Source organism: Vibrio sp. Vb1729, assembly GCF_033338655.1.
GTDB lineage: Bacteria > Pseudomonadota > Gammaproteobacteria > Enterobacterales > Vibrionaceae > Vibrio > Vibrio alginolyticus.
On the sequence record NZ_JAWOTB010000051.1, the window covers coordinates 138,941 to 155,664 of the forward strand.

Sequence of the window (16,724 nt, forward strand, 5' to 3'; positions counted from 1 at the left end):
TATTGCAGTAGTAGAAAAGTCTAGCTCTTGAGGCGCAGGGAGTGTGCTTCAACAGTTTTAGTTACTATGAGATAAATATGCACCATTTTGGGCGGAAAATATCCTCTTTCACTCCGTTTGAACTGGACAGTAGACAAGGAGCAAGTTGTATATGCTGTCGTACTTTTTACGCCGTTTGGCGTTGGTTATCCCAACGTTTCTCGGGATAACTATTCTCATCTTTGCTATCACTCGTTTCGTGCCTGGCGGACCTGTTGAACGCATGTTGTCACAAATGCAGTCTCAGGGAGATGGCGCCGCATCAATGACGTCTGCGGGTGGTAATACGGCCCTTTCTGACGATCAAATCGCGGAGCTGAATGCGTTTTATGGCCTGGATAAACCTGTAACGGAAGCGTACGTCGAGTGGTTAAGTCGTTTGGTAATGCTAGATCTTGGCGAGTCGACGCGTTACTACGAGCCTGTCTCGGATATGATCGCAGAGCGTTTGCCAGTGTCGTTGTTTTATGGCGGCATGACCTTCTTTATTAGTTATTTTATCTCGATTCCTCTTGGTTACTATAAGGCGCTCAAGCACGGTTCTGTGTTTGATTCCGCCTCTTCAGTACTCATTTTCGTAGGCTACGCGCTACCAGGTTATGTGGTGGGTGTATTGCTGATCACGTTATTTAGTTATCACTTGGAATGGTTTCCGATGGGAGGCTTTGTCGGCGATGACTTCGACGATTACGAAACCTTCTTTGAACGCGCTAAAGACATTATGTGGCATGCGGTGTTGCCTTTGATCTGTTACCTCATTGGTGATTTTGCCACGCTGACGATGACAATGAAAAATAACCTGATGGAAAACCTTTCCTCAGATTACATCCGCACCGCAATTGCGAAAGGATTACCTTTCAAAAAAGCAGTTCGTAAGCACGCGTTGCGTAACAGCTTAATTCCGATCGCGAGTCACTTTGGTAACTCTTTGTTGTTCTTCATGACCGGTGCCTTCCTGATTGAAGTTATCTTCAATATTGATGGCATTGGCTTATTGGGTTACGAATCAATCATGGAGCGTGATTACCCTGTTGTTATGGGTATTGTCGCCATTAATGCGTTGTTACTGCTCATTGGTAACATCATTTCAGATATTTGTGTTGCTTTAGTCGACCCACGTGTGAAGTTTGGAGCGTAACATGATTAAAGTTAGTCCATTAACTCAAAAGAAAATTCGTCACTTTAAAGAGATCAAACGAGGCTATTGGTCGTTTGTTGCTCTTTCTATCATGTTGATCCTTTCTCTATTCGCCGAACTTTTGATCAACAGTAAAGCGCTAGTCGTCAAGTACGATGGTAGCTACTATTTTCCTGTTGTCAGTGACGTACGTTTAGGTAGCGAATTCGGCCAAGAGTCATCCAGTGAAGCCGATTATCGTGTACTGCAAAAAGCGTTTGAGGCTGAAGGGGGCGACAACTTTGTTATTTTGCCGCTTGTGCCGTGGAACCCATACGAACAAGATTTTAGTGGTGATTTCCCGCCAACAGCGCCTAGTGCCGAAAATAAGCATTATTTAGGTACAGATGTGATAGGTCGCGATATTTTGGCGCGACTCGTCTACGGATTCAGAACGGCGATGGGATTTGCGTTGCTTACGATGGCCATTTCCTACGCGATCGGTACTGCAGTCGGTTGTGCTATGGGTTTTTGGGGCGGTAAATTTGACTTGTTTGTACAGCGACTTATCGAAATCTGGTCAATGGTCCCGTTTTTGTACGTCATTATGATTCTTGTCTCAATCGTTCAGCCGACGTTCGCTCTCTTTGTCGCTATTAACGTGCTTTTCACTTGGATGGGGATGACATGGTACATGCGGACCATGACCTATAAAGAAGCGGCACGAGAATATGTAATGGCGGCTCGTGCTTTAGGGGCATCGACCGGACGTATCTTGTTTAATCACATCTTGCCAAATACGATGGTGATGATTGTAACCCTAGCGCCTTTCACTATTGCAGCTAACATCACAGCACTGACTGCTCTCGATTACCTAGGATTAGGCTTGATGCCACCAACGCCAAGTTGGGGTGAACTACTGCAACAAGGTAAGTCAAACTTAGATTCGCCATGGATTGTTGCGTCAGTAGTGACTTCTATTGTTCTGGTTCTGGTAATGGTGACCTTTATTGGTGAAGCCATTCGAGCGGCTTTCGACCCGAAAAAATTCACACGCTATGTTTAAGCGAGCATTGTGAGCAAAACATAAAAAGGGAAGTTTTATGAAGAAATTATTTTTAGCGTCCACGCTGAGCGCCCTGAGTTTTGGTGCAATGTCAGCAACGCTTCCGACTGACTTAAACTGGCAAACAAACTGGGATGAGCCTCAATATGGTTCGCCAGAAGCGAAACGTGGAGGGACTTATCGCACCTTTATGTCAAGTTTCCCGCAGACGTTACGTAGTGTTGGCCCAGACGCTAATGCAGGGCTACGTTCTTTTATCTTAGATGAAACACCAGGCTTGGTGGTCCGCCACCCAGATACTTTAGAGTTTATCCCTGAGCTTGCTAACGAGTGGGCGTTAGCAGGTGACAACAAAACGGTCTATTTCAAACTCAACCCTGAAGCCAAATGGTCGGACGGCAAACCTGTGACTGCCGACGATTTCGTGTTCATGCTGAAGTTTTATCGTTCCAAGGACATCTTGGAGCCTTGGTACAACGATTACTACAACAAAACGATTGCGGATGTTATCAAGTACGACACTCACACGTTTGCTGTTAAGGCGGCGAAAGAGTTTAATCCGGAAGAGTTGCTGTTACGAATGGGGGCCCTGCGCCCACGTCCCGCACATTTTTATGCTAACCCTTCAAAAGATGAAAATGGTGACGGTATACATGACAACTTTGTCCGCTACTACAATTTTAAAAGTGAACCAACGACCAGTGCATACTACCTAGATGACATTAAAAAAGGTAAAAGTGTTACCTTCAAACATGTCGGTGAAGACTGGTGGGGTTACAGCAATAAGTATTATCAACATCGTTATAATGTCGACAAAATCCGCATCACAGTGATTCGCGACAGTGATATCGCGATGAAGCACTTTGAGAAAGGGAAGCTGGACGCATTTGGTCTTGTTTTACCAAGCTTATGGCATGATAAATCGAATACGGAACCTTACCAAAAGGGATACATTCAAAAGTTCTGGGGTTACAACCAATTCCCAGTTGGGGCTGGTGGTGTATGGATGAACACCGCGATGCCTTTGCTGGATGATTTAAACATTCGCAAGGGCATTACTTACGCGATTGACTTTGATGGCATGATAGAGAATGTCATGCGTGGCGACTACTCCCGTAAACCGAACCCGACCGGTTATGGTCATGGTAAATACACCCTACCAGATGCTAAGGCACCGAAGTTCGATCCCGCAAAAGCGGCCGAGGCATTCGAAGCCGCAGGCTTTAACAAAATTGGTTCTGATGGTATTCGTGTTAATGATAAAGGTGAGCGCTTAAGCTTCGAGCTGACCTACGGAACACCTGTTCATACTCCTCGTATTGCATTTTTGCGTGAGCAAGCCAAGCTAGCAGGGCTGGATATTGAGCTCAAGTTAGTTGATGGCTCATCCATGTTCAAATACGTACGTGAGAAAAAGCACGATTTGGCTTTCTTAGATATGGGTACGTCTGAGATCCCAACGTATTGGGAGTACTTCCATTCAGTCAATGCGAACAAGCCGCAAACTAACTCTTTCACAAACTACAGCACGCCTGAACTGGATGAAAAGATCATCGAGTATCGTTTTGGCATGGATATGGATAAAAAGATCCAGCTAGGTCATGAGATTCAGCGTGACATCATTGATGCTCACGTTATCGTCCCAGGCTACATGGTTCCTTATGTCCGCTATGGTCACTGGCGCTGGTTAAAGTTTCCAGATAAGCCAATGAATCGCATGACAGAGGCGCTGTTCAGTGGTGCAATCATAGGCGATGGCACTTACTGGATTGATAGTGATATCAAAAAAGAAACGAAACAAGCGATGAAGTCAGGCAAAGCTTTTGAACCTGTTGTTGTCGTAGATGACACTTATAAGCTGTAAGGATTGGTTATGGAAAACGATGTAATCCTAAGTGTTAAAGATCTCGAAGTTGAATTTACCACCGATGATGGGCCAGTGAAGGTTCTGCATGGTGTGAACTTTGATGTGAGAGCCGGACGTACACTCGGTCTGGTAGGAGAGTCAGGTAGTGGTAAGAGCGTAACCTCAATGTCGATCATGGGGCTATTACCTAAGCCATATGGCAACATTATCAAAGGTGAAGTGAATTATCGCGGCACCAACCTAGTTGATTTGCCTGCGGAAGAGATGTACGCCATGCGTGGCGATCGCATTTCGATCATCTTCCAAGACCCGATGACGGCGCTCAACCCAGTGCACACCATTGGTCGTCAAATATGTGAAGTGCTTGAGCTCCATCGACCTGAGCTCGACAAAAAGGAGCGGGAGGCGTACTCGATTGAAATGCTGGCAAAAGTAAAAATTCCAATGCCAGAGAAGCGATTGAATGAGTATCCCCATAACCTATCTGGTGGTATGCGCCAGCGTGTCATGATCGCGATGGCATTGGCCTGTAAGCCGGATATTCTGATTTGTGATGAACCGACTACAGCGTTGGATGTTACGGTTCAGGCGTCTATCCTTGAACTGATGAACGAGCTTCAGGAAGAAACGGGCATGGCGATGATCTTCATCACTCACGATCTCGGGGTTGTGGCAGAAGTGTGTGATGATGTTGCCGTGATGTATGGCGGACGTATTGTCGAAAAAGCAGAAATTTTTGAGTTGTTTGATAACCCGCAGCACCCATACACAGAGCGTTTAATGGGATTGATGCCGAGCTTAGATAATGAGCCGAAGCAGATGATCGATATCAAGCCTATTGATGCCAGTATGTTTGCCAGTTAACTGGGCAAAGTGAACCAGTCATAAAAGAGGATGTTATGGCAAAAGAAGTATTAAGAATTGAAAATCTTAAGCAGCACTTTGTTTCTGGTAAAGGGCTGTTCAAGAAAGGCTACACCATCAAAGCGGTAGACGGGGTTTCACTGTCTGTTTCTGAAGGTGAAACACTGGGGCTAGTTGGTGAGTCAGGTTGTGGTAAAAGCACCCTTGGTCGCACGATCTTAAAGTTATACGAGCCAACAGAAGGTAAGATTTTCTTTGAAGGTAAAGACATCACTAAATTGTCTGTGAAAGAGATGCGATCGCTGCGTAAAGACATGCAAATCGTCTTTCAAGACCCAATGGAGTCACTCAATCAGCGTCATACCATCGGTATGATTCTGGAAGAACCGTTTGTTATTCATAAAATTGGCACGCCAACAGAGCGTAAACAATGGGTAAAAGAGCTTTTAATCAAAGTGGGATTACCAGAAACGGCAGTAAACCGTTATCCACATGAATTTTCAGGCGGGCAACGGCAGCGTATCGGTATCGCTCGCGCGATTGCATTGAAGCCTAAACTACTGATTTGTGATGAATCGGTATCTGCGTTAGATGTGTCGGTACAGGCGCAAATCTTGAACCTATTGCTACAACTGCAACAAGAAATGAATTTGGCGATCATATTTATCTCTCACGATCTCTCGGTGGTGAAACATGTCTCTGACAAAGTTGCCGTGATGTATTTTGGTAAAGTGGTAGAAGCAGGCAGCGCTAAAGAAATTTATGCAAACCCGCAAAACGAATACACCAAAAAACTCCTATCTGCGATTCCGATCACTCACCCTAAATATCGGAAGAAAAAGCGCGTAGCTGAAAAAAAGCAGCAAGTGGCGTAAGTGATGCCACAGGTCCTATAACACAAAAGCGCTCCGCCAAATAAGCGGAGCATTTTTATAAGCAAATGCCAGGACTTGGAGTCGATTCGCACTGATGTTTATTCTGATTGATTGAAGATCGTTGCATGCTAAACTCAAGGCCTATTTTCTTTGTTTGGATAATGGACCATGCCGTCGAATTTACCGAAATCCTTTAGTCGACCTTTCCTGAAAATCTTCCATATTTTGGAGGCGGTGTTATTAGTCTCTATTACCTTGGCGACGTTGTACGCCATGATGCAAGAGTTTGTGCACGTATTTGTAGAGAAGCGTGTCTTGCTCACAGATATTCTTTTGATGTTTATCTATCTGGAAGTGCTCGCCATGGTGCAGCAGTTCGTGATGAACGGTAAAATTCCGGTACGCTATCCTATCTACATCGCGATGATGGCCATCGCCCGCTACATCACACTCGGAATGAAAGAACTGGATGCAGTTTTGGTTGTGTGGTTATCTCTGGCTGCGTTTATTTTGGCTGCGGCTACTTTGCTGATCAGAATTGGGCACCATTATTGGCCCTACGTTGATAACAGAACCTTGGAAAAAGACGAATAAAAGAAAGCCCCGTATTAGCGGGGCTTTTTTGTTTCAATACTCGATGACTTTTAGATCATTCAATGTTTTGGATCTGAATATTTATTTATTAAAATTCATTTAGATCAATATTTTATTGAATTTAAGTCATTATTTTGTATTTTTTAACCACCACATTACCCACCGATTGGTACTTTATAGATATAACTTTTGAGTGAGTCGTTTTTACTTTGTTTGTTTTTATACATATCTTTGTCTGCTCTCTCTATTAGTTGCTTTGCATCTAAATGTTCAGGCTCTCTTGCCTTATGGTACACGTAAGATCCAACTGAAACAGAAAGGTAGAAATGCTGTCCATCAATACGTATTGGCTCCTGAAGCTTAGTTCTTTTTTGTAAGCAGTTACACCAACTCGTGGTTTTTTGGTGGTCGTAGTTTGGGAGGATGGCAATGAATTCATCTCCTCCAAACCTAGCTATCGTCTGCTTTGGTAGTTGCATTTTTTTCAAGATATTACCTAGTCTTTCAATCATTCTATCTCCGACAACGTGACCAGCAGAGTCGTTAATTTTCTTCAACTGATCTAAATCGATAAATACCAGTGAGAAAGTTCCAATATCATTGTCTTGAATTAGAGACTCTATGTGTGTAATGCCTTGAGCACGAGAAGATAAACCAGTCAAAAAATCAACACTTAAACGCTTCTCTAAGAGTAAAACTCTATTTGTAAGTTTTTGATTTTCAATCTCTAAGTCTGAAATTTTTTTTAGTATGTTTTTAAGTCCAACATTATTAGGGAGGGACATGTTTTGTTCATCAATAAGAGAAATGCTACGGGAATGAGTGTTGCCTTTACTTTTTGACATATCGTTACCTTCAATATCTTGATTGATATTAGGTTACTTTGTAATGCGGCAAGTTATGTCGTAGTAGGTGATTAAATGAATCTATTGCTGGAAACATTTTAGCTGCGACATGATGTGTCGCATTCAAACGTAGACAGTGGCATTAGTAGTGGAGTTTTATTGTTGATTTTATTAATTTGTATTTCACTTATCTATGTAAGTTATCTAAGTGTAAGCAAAATTAATAATCTTTATTGGTAGCCTATTGGTGCTCAAAAATAACTTTTATAGTCGATCATTAAGGGTATGTCAGTTATGAGTGCAATGAGCTCAGAAGCATGGTTTTTAAAGGTTATCTGTTTTAGTCGTATTGATAGATTGTTTAACTACAAAATAAACAACGTGAATTAACAGTTGGTAAGGAGTCATTATGGGATTTTTCGATTCATTGGTTAGTGCAGGGAAATCGGCAGTTAAGGCAGTGAGTGACGCAGCTTTAACTCAAACCTTAGAACAATGGGAAAAGGTAAATCGAGCACCAAGTGAGCGCGTCAGAGATTACTATGATAGAAATAATCAGCAAGACAAAAATTCGCCTTTAAAAAGGGCTCTTGCTATTGCTGCATTACAAGACGGTAATCTATTTGCAAAAGATCAGGCAGCAAAAAAAGCCCTGCTTAATCTTAGAGAAAAAATAGCTTTTGAAAATGACCGGAAAGCACAAAGCTTGATTAGAGCTATAGATAATTTAGAGCGATAATATTATTACTTTTCGCTACCCTCTCATGAGCACAAGGTTATGGGAGGGATAACGACATCAACTTAGCCCCTTCCTCCGATGTTTCGATCTCATTCTCCTATAACGTGCTGACTTTGTAGCTGACGGTCGCTAACTTACCTCTGAGATCAGTATACCGAAGTAAAATTCGTTATTTTTTGAACTTTTTCTGGTTGATATTTGTGCGACACAACTTGTCGCTGGAATCAAATATAATTTGTGTGCATTAAGTCACATGATGGATTAGTTTCACATGTATAGTATCGATGTTCTCATTTATGGAACGAATGTCACGATAGATTTAAACAACGGAATAACTTGGCTTTGTCGAAAAGAAAAAGTACACAAGACTCATTAGTTCTTGTGCTTGAAATACTTAAACGAATCCCTAAGCACAGAAAGATAACGGCTCTAGAAATACGAGAGCAATTAGAAGTAATAGGCATTTCGCGAGATATAAGAACAATACAACGCAATCTAGAGATGTTGAGTGAACACTTTCCCATAGATAGGGATACTCGCTCTAAGCCTTATGGGTACAGTTTTGATAGAAATAGTCACGCACTAGGAGTGAGCTCACTTAATGCTCATGAATCTTTACTCTTGGCGTTAGCAGAGAAGCACCTAAAGTTACTGCTACCAAAAGATGTAATGCAGTCACTAAGACCTCACTTTACAGAGGCTAGGTATAACCTCGAGTTTGACCCTAAAAACCATAAAGATCGTGTGTGGAAAGATAAAATCAAAGTAGTGCGAGAGTCTCAACCTCTTCTAGCGCCAAAAATTGATAACAAAGTTTTAGAAAATATAAGTAAGGCATTGTATGAAGATCGTTTATTGACCGTAACCTATCACAATGCCAATAAGCAAGTTAGAACATCTACAGTTATGCCGCTCGGCCTTGCACAGCAAGGAGTTCGACTTTATCTAGTGTGCCGGTTTGACGGTTTCAACAATGAAAGAAGCTTAGCCGTTCATCGTATAAATGATGCGATAGTTTCGTCATTTAACTTCAAGAGACCGGAGAGCTTTTCGTTGGCTAAATACGATTCTGACGGAAGGTTTGGTTTTGGCGAGGGAGAGTTGTGTCGAGTTCAGTTTGATATCGATAAACAGGCTGGATACCACCTTGTTGAGACACCACTATCGGAAGACCAGATCATAGAAGAGTTGGGAAGCGCCTATAGAGTGTCAGCCACAGTCATTGATTCATTCTTACTTGATAAGTGGCTTAAGAGCTTTGGAACAGACGTCTGTAACATCTATAAAAAGAAAGGAAATAGCAATGTTTATTCAGCACCTTAATGATGAACAACAAGCCGCATTATATTACTTCTCTAAGGAGTTAATTGCAGCTGATGGATACGTTGATGAACGAGAAACTCTACTTTTGGAGGGAATCACTGCTCAATGTAACAACAGTGCAAATTTAGATAAAGCGTTTGATATTAAAAAGCTTTCTGCGATCTTTTCAGAAAAGGCGCAGAAAATGGCGTTTCTAATTGAATTAGTTGGTGTTGCTTACGCGGATCAGGTAATTGAAGAAAGTGAAGACAATTTCATAAAAAGTGTAGCGGAAAGCCTAAATGTGGACTTGTCAATCATTGAAGAGTTAAAGGATTGGGTTCAGCGCCAGATGGCTCTTGTGCTCGAAGCAGAAAAATTTTTGGAGAAATAAACATGCCATTACCATTTATTTTAGCAGGTGCTGCTGTTGCAGCAGCAAGTTATGGAGCTAAAAAAGGCTACGACGGGTATCAAGATAAGTCTGAAGCAAACGATATTATTGAGTCTGCAAAGAGAAAGTACGATGAAGAGAGAACTATCTTTGACAAACAGAATGAACAGACAAATAAAAGTTTAACCAGCCTCGGTGAGTTTCAACTACAAGTTGGTAACGATTTTAAAGAGTTCAGAACAATTGCAGAAAAGCTTTTAGTTAAATTGAACCAATCCAACTCTAAGGACCTAGAAATTGACTTCCCTCAGCATAAGCTTGATGAGATAGATGGTCTCGCGTTATCTACAACAGCTTACATGAGTAAGGTCGCTGGAGCTGGAGCTGCTGGTGCTGCCGCTGCATATGCTGTATACGGTGGCGTTATGGCTATGGCTGCCGCTTCAACAGGAACACCGATTGCCGCTCTATCTGGCGCTGCTGCATATAACGCAACTATGGCCGCTATTGGCGGAGGTTCCCTTGCTGCTGGTGGCTTTGGTATGGCTGGAGGTGCGATGGTTCTTGGTGGTGTTGTTGCTGCTCCTATTATGGCGATTGCTGGGTGGGCTTTTGCCTCTCATGCGGAGGAAGCATTAAGCGATGCAAGAAAAACTCGAGCAGAAGTTAACGAAGCTGTAGGTAAGATGGAGAAGGGGCGCAAACAACTAGCCAAAACTAAGCTATATGCCGATAGAATTTACAAAGAGATAGAACGCCTGTATTCAGTATTTAAAGAATACTTTGATAGCCTAAAAGCTTTTGAGAAATTGCTATCGAACAAAGCTGACATTTCCAAGTTCGAAGATGACGTTATTCGTCTAATTCAAAATGGCTACCAAATTGCCGCTATTCTCACTGATATCATTACAACACCGCTGTTTAAACCTAAAAAAGACGCACAGGGTAATGTGGTATTAAATGATGAAAACATTGTTCAAATTGAAACTGATAGCGATGGAATGCAAGTGATCAATGAGCCTGGAATAAAAGCTACGCTTGCAAAGTCGAGTAATACTCACAAGTAAGTATTGTTCTCGAAGAGATATAAAGGGAGGTTTTTCTCCCTTTTCAATGGAGCTGTATGGTATGTCAGAAACCAATTCACAACATTTTGCGTTAGTTGATGAACTAAATAAGACGGTTACTAAAAGTTTAGTAACGACGTTCGGTTTGGACTTTTTACTTTTTGAAGACAAAAAAGGTGGCGATGTTGCAACCGTTCACAATGTTCGCCAGCACCAAAAAGGTGATGCTGAAATCTATGTCTCAAAGAGTGTTCAAGCAGAGTATGCGAATAAAGGGGATTACAAACCAGTTAAACATCATGCTGACGGAAGTATCGTAACTGATAGAAAGAACAAACCCAAAAGAGAAGATCGCTACCACTCTCATCAGAATTATAAGGCGAAGGGAAAGGAAGACAAAAAGCTGCAACATGATGGTAATTTGCCAGACGAATATCGTAACCAGCTTATGTCTCAGGATGAAAAACGCCAACTAGACCACATCATTTCATCGCATGAAGTCCATAATGATGCGGGAAGAGTGCTTGCAGGGCTAGACGGCGTAGAACTTGCCAATCAGAACTCAAACTTTCAATCGACACATTATTACATCAACAACCTCAAGTCAGATCATTCTATGGATGATTTCTTAGGAACCGTTGTACCAAGGACAATTGAGAACAAGCGTAGCAATATTGAAAGAGATAAACTGCGTTTAGCTTCTATGCCCTCGGAAACTAAACAGCAAAAGCATGAAAAACGTAAACTAGCAGATAAAATCACTAAGCAAAGTGAGCAGGTTGCTGTTCTTGAGAGCCTTGATGAAGACAAAATGCGTGAGGCGGATAAGAAGGCAAGGCAGCAGTACGATAAGCAGATTAATTTTACTTATTATACTGGCAGCAAGTTTTTTAAGAGTACGGCGATGGCTTCTAGTAAAGCTGGTTTCGCAATGGGGGTTAGACAGGCATTAGGGCTTGTTTTTGCTGAAGTTTGGTTTGAAATAAAAGATGCAATTCCTCAGATCTTTAAAGATAAAGAAGAAAACTTCACACTTGATAAGTTCCTAAATAAGCTAAAGGTTACCGCACTAAAAATTTGGGATAGGGTCAAAACTCGATTCAAAGATATTCTGGAAGAATTTAAAAACGGGGCTTTAGCGGGTGCCCTGTCTAGCTTGAGTTCGACCATAATGAACATCTTTTTCACCACTCAAAAGTTGATTGGAAAACTCCTCCGTGAAACTTGGTCAAGTCTAGTTTCGGCTGCTAAAGTCTTGTTCTTTAATCCGCAGAGACTTAGCCCTGGAGCTTTGGTGCGAGAAGTTACACGTATTTTATCTACTGGTGTTGCGGTTGCAATGGGAGTGATGCTTAACCAACAGTTAGCCTCGCTGATGACATTTCCTCTCGGTATTGAACTAGCCTCGTTTGTTAGCGCGGTGGCTACGGGCATAATGACTATTGGTATCACATACTTTTTAGATCACAGTAAATTAATGCGAAAAGTATGGGATTACCTAGATCAGTTTAAGTCAGTAGAAAAGAGAACATTGGAGTACTTCCAGACGGTAAATGCTGAACTTGATCGATACTTGATTGAGCTTTCCAAAGTTGAGTTTAATCTTTCACCTGATGAACTGGCTGGACTTGTCGACAACTTAGAATCTGTCAGTTGTGAATACGAAAGAAGTATGATGTTGTCGAAAGAGGTAAGTCGAAGAGAGATAGAGTTACCTTTTGAAGACAACAACCTTGATAGTACTCGAGCTTGGTTGATGAGTTTATGAACCAAGTTACCCTAAATTCTTTTCCTTGTTATTCATGCGGTAAATGTTGTGCGAATGTTGATTTATCCGCAGAGACCAAGAACTTGGACCGAGGTGACGGCATTTGCCGTCATCTCAATGTGGAAAACAAACAATGTCGTATATATGACACGAGACCGGATATTTGTCGAGTGGAGCTACAGTATAGAAGGCATTATGCTTCTACTTATACTTGGCAGGCGTTTGTTGATATAAATTTATCAATATGTGAGAGTTTGCCTGATAAATTTTCATAAACATAAGGTGTTCTACAAAACAGCATATCTATGGCAAGCTGATCTGCTCCAGCCAGACTGGACACTTCATTAAGCGACATTTTGTTGTTCAAAGTTAACTGGGCTTAGATACCCAAGAGCACTGTGCCTTCTCGTCCGATTATAATCAACCTCTATGTACTCGAAGATCGTTTGGCGCATTTGCTCTCTCGTCATAATCGGCTCATATTGGATTGCTTCCACTTTCATAGAATGGAAGAAACTCTCAACACAAGCATTGTCCCAGCAGTTTCCTTTCCTACTCATACTTTGCTTGAGGTTATAAGCAGTTATGAGATCTCGATAATCTTTTGAGCAGTACTGACTACCTCGATCACTATGAACGATAACCTGCTCGGGGAATCCGCGACGGAACAATGCCATTGATAGCGCATTACAGACCAGCGTAGCCGTCATTCTGGTATCCATAGACCATCCAATTACTTGTCTTGAGTAAAGGTCAATAATTACCGCCAAGTACAGCCAGCCTTCGCTTGTGGCTATATAGGTGATGTCTCCAGCCCATTTTTCATTCGGAGCCGATGCGCTAAAGTTCTGAGCCAACAGATTTGGAGCAACAGGCATTTGATGCTTGATGTCCGTAGTGCACTTAAACTTGCGTGCAGCTTTCGGCGTTAAATCTTGACGCTTCATACTGGCAGCAATGATTTTAACGTTGTAGTTATCACCGCTCTCAGACAGTTCTTTTTGAATACGCCTTGAGCCATCTCGGCCTTTACTGTTGTCGAAAGCTTCTTTGACTCTTGTATCAAGCTTTTGGCGAATTGCCTCGTGTTTGATGGCCTTATGGCGATGCTTAACCCAGTAATAAAACCCACTTCGGGATACCCCGAACACCTTAGCCATACGCACAATACTGAAGCTCAGCAGGTGTTCGAGCATAAATTCATAGAAATTTACTTTAGATTCTTCGCGAAGTAGGTGGCGGCCTTTTTTACAATGTCTAGCTCTTCTGCTTGCTCAGCCAACTGCCTTTTGAGCTTGGCAACCTCTGCGGCTAGTTCTTGCTCTCGCTGACTAATACTGGTGTCTTTCTTCGAGTTCTTTCGCCACCCGTAGATTTGAGATTCATGTAAAGAAAGCTGTCTTGCTGTCGCAGCTACTCCCACTTTATCTGCTAACTTCAGGGCTTCTGCTTTAAATTCAGGGGAATGTTTAATTCTAGTTTTCTTAGTTGTCATTGTTCACCTCGTTAGTGATTGTACTCACTTAACTCAGTGTCCAAAACTGTTGGGGCAGATCACTAGGGTGGAGTTGTTGGGCTATTTGTATCGTAACTCATAGTTGGACAAAGGCGTGTCAGTGGTTCTTCTGATTTAGCTATCATCGAATAACTTTAGATATCCCAAAACGCAATCAGGCACCCCTGAACGCAGTGCCTGAGATGGAAGAAAATGGACAGAATCGTGCATCCTTGAACTGAGATTCTAGGTTAATTTAATGCAGAATTCACAAAAAAACATGCATTAACTCGATCATGTACAACTAACTTTTTCCAAACTTGAGCTAGCTAGGTACCGATAACAGAAGCAATTGTTGAGAATTATAAAACACTCCACCCACAGCTACAGCCAATAAGAACCCCTCACATAATCCTTCAATCCAGCGCGAGTTAAATGCTTTTGACCACCATTTAGCGCACAAAATGTAAAGAGAGAGAATGCTTGCATCAAATAGCACCCAGATAGATGACAATGTTATTACGCTGGTAGAAAAATTGTGTGTCACTGCAATAAACTGCGGAAAAAAAGCGACAAAGAATAAGATATCTTTCGGGTTGACTACCCCAATAATAAAACCTCTGACTAACCCATTATTTTTGGTGGTTTCGTTGAGAGTTGATGTTGATTCATTATCTATATTGACATTTGGTAACTTCCTTATTGTGAGTAGTTCCGATATCGCGCCGAAGCCAATATAGAAAGAACCAGCAATGCCCAATAAATATAGATAAACGGGAGACAAGTGTACTACACCAGCTAAAGTCAATACTGCAATCGTCATTAACAGCAAGGACGCTCCATTGGTGCCTAGCAAAGTCATAAATGCTTTGCGCTGTCCTTCGCGGGTTGCTGTAGAAATAAGCAGAGCAACGACTGGACCGGGAGTGATAATTAGCAGTAGAACAGCGAGGCTGTAGGTGGCGAGTAATGATAGATTCATGGTGTGTTTCTTCCTGTGGAGATACTTGATTGCCTATAGATGAGTGAAACTCATTCTTTCGAATTTCATTAGTTCGATTTAACTTAACGAAATAATCCTATTATGTAAGGCTTAATCAATGCTGAAAAACGGAAAAAACTGTATATTATTATGAGTAATACTCACAATGGAATACAGACATGACATTGCCTCCACTGTATGCGTTACGGGCATTTGAAGCAGCTGCCCGCTTAGGATCTTTTTCTAAAGCTGCTGAAATACTTAACGTTACACCTGGTGCGGTAAGTCGCCATGTGCGAACGCTGGAAGAATGGTTTGAATGCAAGCTGTTTGAACGACATGGCCCGAAAGTATTAATTACTCCCGCTGGTAACTCTCTGGCCAGTCAACTGACGGAAAGTTTCCAGAGCCTGGAAAATGCCTGTTACTACTTTGGTCGCAACAATCGGCAACTGCGCTTAAAAGCGCCATCCACACTGACCATGAGCTGGTTACTGGACGCATTGAGGAGTTTTCGAGATGAGCACACCGTACCAATTATTGAAATTGTAAGTGTATGGATGGATATTGACAGCGTGGATTTTGTCCGAGAACCCTACGATTGCGCCATCTTGCTGGGACAGGGTAATTTTGGTACAGATACCGAATGCCTTCCGCTGTTTGAAGAGCTGCTGATTCCCGTCTGTTCACCAGCGTTACTGAGTGAGGCTCAATATGATTTAAGCGCTTGTGAGCTAATTCACCCAACTTCGGACCGCCGTGACTGGCGGCGTTGGATAGACCGCACTGGTTATTATAAGTCTTTGAACATTAATAAGGGCAAGGTGTTCGATACTCTTGAGCAAGGCAACCAAGCGGCCATCAGCCGCCATGGTATCTCTGTTGGAGATTTGTTACTTAGTCTGAAAGCGATTGACACCGAGTTACTTGCGTTGCCATTTAAGCAAGCGGTGGTGACTGGTGATAGCTATTATCTTGTCTGGCCTAAAGGTTCAGTTAAAAGACAATACATCGATTTACTCTATCAGTGGCTCAAGTCTTCAGCACCTGGTCCATTGCCTGACGAGGTAACCTGTCTAAATTGATAAACAGGGGACTAGGAAAGCTAACAAAACTAGCTGACGTTGTTAACTCGGTCCTGAACTATATCGTGCATGGAGTGCTGACCCTATATCTTGTGTAATCCCAAGGTCTAAATAGTATGAAGAGCCTAGCTCATTTCATGCCCACCTCCAAGTTACACCTTTCAATTTAAGTGCATAATAATGCAGGTGATGATTTCTGGCTGGACACACCGTTTTGACAGAAATTGGGAGATTCCGTTCAGCGCCATTCTGGTATCTGCGATAACCTCACGTATGGCAAACTCAGAAGAGTAATCCGCTGCTGAGCAATCGCACTAAGCAGGAATGGGGCAAAGCCTTCTTAGAACTATTACATCCACAACGTGCCCACTACGAATGTATTCACGGGTAAAAACACCATATGTATCGCTTCAGCTAAACAGCTACCGTACACAAAGACCACAGCCAACACCGACCAACTTTTTGGATTTATACCCAACTTTTTGGCTCGATAAACAAAAAATTGTATCGGCATACACTACTATCATCCTACCTAGCTGATTTTGCAAAAGAAAGTTAATGGCATGCTTACTGCTTATTGCCGTGATAACTAGTATTCACTTTAGGTATTTGTGTGTCCTATAAA

General features: G+C 42.2%; 16 protein-coding genes. 13 read left to right on the forward strand and 3 right to left on the reverse strand.

Annotated elements, in window-relative coordinates:
• Positions 1–151 precede the first annotated feature (151 nt).
• From R7E29_RS22970 to R7E29_RS22995, 6 genes are all read left to right on the forward strand, one after another.
• Positions 152–1,177 carry an ABC transporter permease subunit gene (locus R7E29_RS22970; protein ID WP_005384771.1) on the forward strand — a complete coding sequence of 342 codons (1,026 nt, stop codon included), beginning with the start codon at positions 152–154 and terminating at the stop codon, positions 1,175–1,177.
• A 1-nt stretch (position 1,178) separates the two neighbouring features.
• A complete protein-coding gene (locus tag R7E29_RS22975; protein ID WP_005379369.1) occupies positions 1,179–2,222 on the forward strand; it encodes an ABC transporter permease in 1,044 nt (347 codons plus the stop codon).
• A 37-nt stretch (positions 2,223–2,259) separates the two neighbouring features.
• Positions 2,260–4,086 carry an extracellular solute-binding protein gene (locus R7E29_RS22980; protein ID WP_017634997.1) on the forward strand — a complete coding sequence of 609 codons (1,827 nt, stop codon included), beginning with the start codon at positions 2,260–2,262 and terminating at the stop codon, positions 4,084–4,086.
• Between the two features lie 9 nt (positions 4,087–4,095).
• On the forward strand, positions 4,096–4,953 hold the full coding sequence (locus tag R7E29_RS22985) for an ABC transporter ATP-binding protein (protein ID WP_005379371.1): 858 nt from the start codon (positions 4,096–4,098) through the stop codon (positions 4,951–4,953).
• A gap of 35 nt (positions 4,954–4,988) precedes the next feature.
• Positions 4,989–5,828 carry an ABC transporter ATP-binding protein gene (locus R7E29_RS22990; protein ID WP_005379372.1) on the forward strand — a complete coding sequence of 280 codons (840 nt, stop codon included), beginning with the start codon at positions 4,989–4,991 and terminating at the stop codon, positions 5,826–5,828.
• Between the two features lie 168 nt (positions 5,829–5,996).
• On the forward strand, positions 5,997–6,422 hold the full coding sequence (locus R7E29_RS22995) for a phosphate-starvation-inducible protein PsiE (protein WP_047103769.1): 426 nt from the start codon (positions 5,997–5,999) through the stop codon (positions 6,420–6,422).
• Positions 6,423–6,577: 155 nt separating this feature from the next.
• Here R7E29_RS22995 and R7E29_RS23000 read toward each other — a convergent pair whose 3' ends face one another.
• Positions 6,578–7,267, reverse strand: coding sequence for a GGDEF domain-containing protein (locus tag R7E29_RS23000; protein ID WP_140367308.1), 690 nt, complete (start codon positions 7,265–7,267; stop codon positions 6,578–6,580).
• 409 nt (positions 7,268–7,676) lie between these two features.
• On the opposite strand from R7E29_RS23000, the gene R7E29_RS23005 reads away from it, so the two are divergent.
• From R7E29_RS23005 to R7E29_RS23130, 6 genes are all read left to right on the forward strand, one after another.
• Positions 7,677–8,006, forward strand: coding sequence for a hypothetical protein (locus R7E29_RS23005; protein WP_140367307.1), 330 nt, complete (start codon positions 7,677–7,679; stop codon positions 8,004–8,006).
• 336 nt (positions 8,007–8,342) lie between these two features.
• Positions 8,343–9,329, forward strand: a complete 987-nt coding sequence (locus R7E29_RS23010) for a helix-turn-helix transcriptional regulator (RefSeq protein WP_081886403.1) — start codon at positions 8,343–8,345, stop codon at positions 9,327–9,329.
• Positions 9,310–9,702, forward strand: coding sequence for a TerB family tellurite resistance protein (locus R7E29_RS23015; RefSeq protein ID WP_033905926.1), 393 nt, complete (start codon positions 9,310–9,312; stop codon positions 9,700–9,702). The genes R7E29_RS23010 and R7E29_RS23015 overlap by 20 nt, the downstream gene beginning before the upstream one ends.
• Before the next feature lie 2 nt (positions 9,703–9,704).
• Positions 9,705–10,769, forward strand: a complete 1,065-nt coding sequence (locus tag R7E29_RS23020) for a hypothetical protein (RefSeq protein ID WP_033905929.1) — start codon at positions 9,705–9,707, stop codon at positions 10,767–10,769.
• A 61-nt stretch (positions 10,770–10,830) separates the two neighbouring features.
• A complete protein-coding gene (locus R7E29_RS23025; RefSeq protein ID WP_206955160.1) occupies positions 10,831–12,537 on the forward strand; it encodes an ATPase in 1,707 nt (568 codons plus the stop codon).
• Positions 12,534–12,812, forward strand: a complete 279-nt coding sequence (locus R7E29_RS23130; protein ID WP_140367304.1) for a YkgJ family cysteine cluster protein — start codon at positions 12,534–12,536, stop codon at positions 12,810–12,812. Before R7E29_RS23025 ends, R7E29_RS23130 begins: the two co-directional genes overlap by 4 nt.
• 69 nt (positions 12,813–12,881) lie before the next feature.
• Here R7E29_RS23130 and R7E29_RS23030 read toward each other — a convergent pair.
• Positions 12,882–14,032 (reverse strand): IS3 family transposase gene (locus tag R7E29_RS23030; RefSeq protein WP_169644332.1). Its coding sequence is split into 2 segments (ribosomal slippage): positions 12,882–13,789 and positions 13,789–14,032, totalling 1,152 coding nucleotides; the frame shifts between segments, so codons are not numbered across the junction.
• Positions 14,033–14,357: 325 nt separating this feature from the next.
• The gene (locus tag R7E29_RS23035) at positions 14,358–15,014 is read right to left on the reverse strand and encodes a LysE family translocator (protein WP_318083121.1); all 657 of its coding nucleotides are present in this window, start codon (positions 15,012–15,014) and stop codon (positions 14,358–14,360) included.
• A 179-nt stretch (positions 15,015–15,193) separates the two neighbouring features.
• Between R7E29_RS23035 and R7E29_RS23040 the strand changes: the two genes are divergently transcribed.
• Positions 15,194–16,099, forward strand: coding sequence for a LysR family transcriptional regulator (locus tag R7E29_RS23040; protein WP_014204414.1), 906 nt, complete (start codon positions 15,194–15,196; stop codon positions 16,097–16,099).
• Positions 16,100–16,724: the final 625 nt, after the last annotated feature.

Bases quoted from the DNA above. Each gene is read 5' to 3' on its own strand.
- R7E29_RS22985 (WP_005379371.1), top strand. From the start codon at position 4,096: ATGGAAAACGATGTAATCCTAAGTGTTAAAGATCTCGAAGTTGAATTT.
- R7E29_RS22970 (WP_005384771.1), top strand. From the start codon at position 152: ATGCTGTCGTACTTTTTACGCCGTTTGGCGTTGGTTATCCCAACGTTT.
- R7E29_RS22975 (WP_005379369.1), top strand. From the start codon at position 1,179: ATGATTAAAGTTAGTCCATTAACTCAAAAGAAAATTCGTCACTTTAAA.
- R7E29_RS23035 (WP_318083121.1), bottom strand. From the start codon at position 15,014: ATGAATCTATCATTACTCGCCACCTACAGCCTCGCTGTTCTACTGCTA.
- R7E29_RS22980 (WP_017634997.1), top strand. From the start codon at position 2,260: ATGAAGAAATTATTTTTAGCGTCCACGCTGAGCGCCCTGAGTTTTGGT.
- R7E29_RS23025 (WP_206955160.1), top strand. From the start codon at position 10,831: ATGTCAGAAACCAATTCACAACATTTTGCGTTAGTTGATGAACTAAAT.
- R7E29_RS22995 (WP_047103769.1), top strand. From the start codon at position 5,997: ATGCCGTCGAATTTACCGAAATCCTTTAGTCGACCTTTCCTGAAAATC.
- R7E29_RS22990 (WP_005379372.1), top strand. From the start codon at position 4,989: ATGGCAAAAGAAGTATTAAGAATTGAAAATCTTAAGCAGCACTTTGTT.
- R7E29_RS23015 (WP_033905926.1), top strand. From the start codon at position 9,310: ATGTTTATTCAGCACCTTAATGATGAACAACAAGCCGCATTATATTAC.
- R7E29_RS23000 (WP_140367308.1), bottom strand. From the start codon at position 7,267: ATGTCAAAAAGTAAAGGCAACACTCATTCCCGTAGCATTTCTCTTATT.
- R7E29_RS23130 (WP_140367304.1), top strand. From the start codon at position 12,534: ATGAACCAAGTTACCCTAAATTCTTTTCCTTGTTATTCATGCGGTAAA.
- R7E29_RS23020 (WP_033905929.1), top strand. From the start codon at position 9,705: ATGCCATTACCATTTATTTTAGCAGGTGCTGCTGTTGCAGCAGCAAGT.
- R7E29_RS23005 (WP_140367307.1), top strand. From the start codon at position 7,677: ATGGGATTTTTCGATTCATTGGTTAGTGCAGGGAAATCGGCAGTTAAG.
- R7E29_RS23040 (WP_014204414.1), top strand. From the start codon at position 15,194: ATGACATTGCCTCCACTGTATGCGTTACGGGCATTTGAAGCAGCTGCC.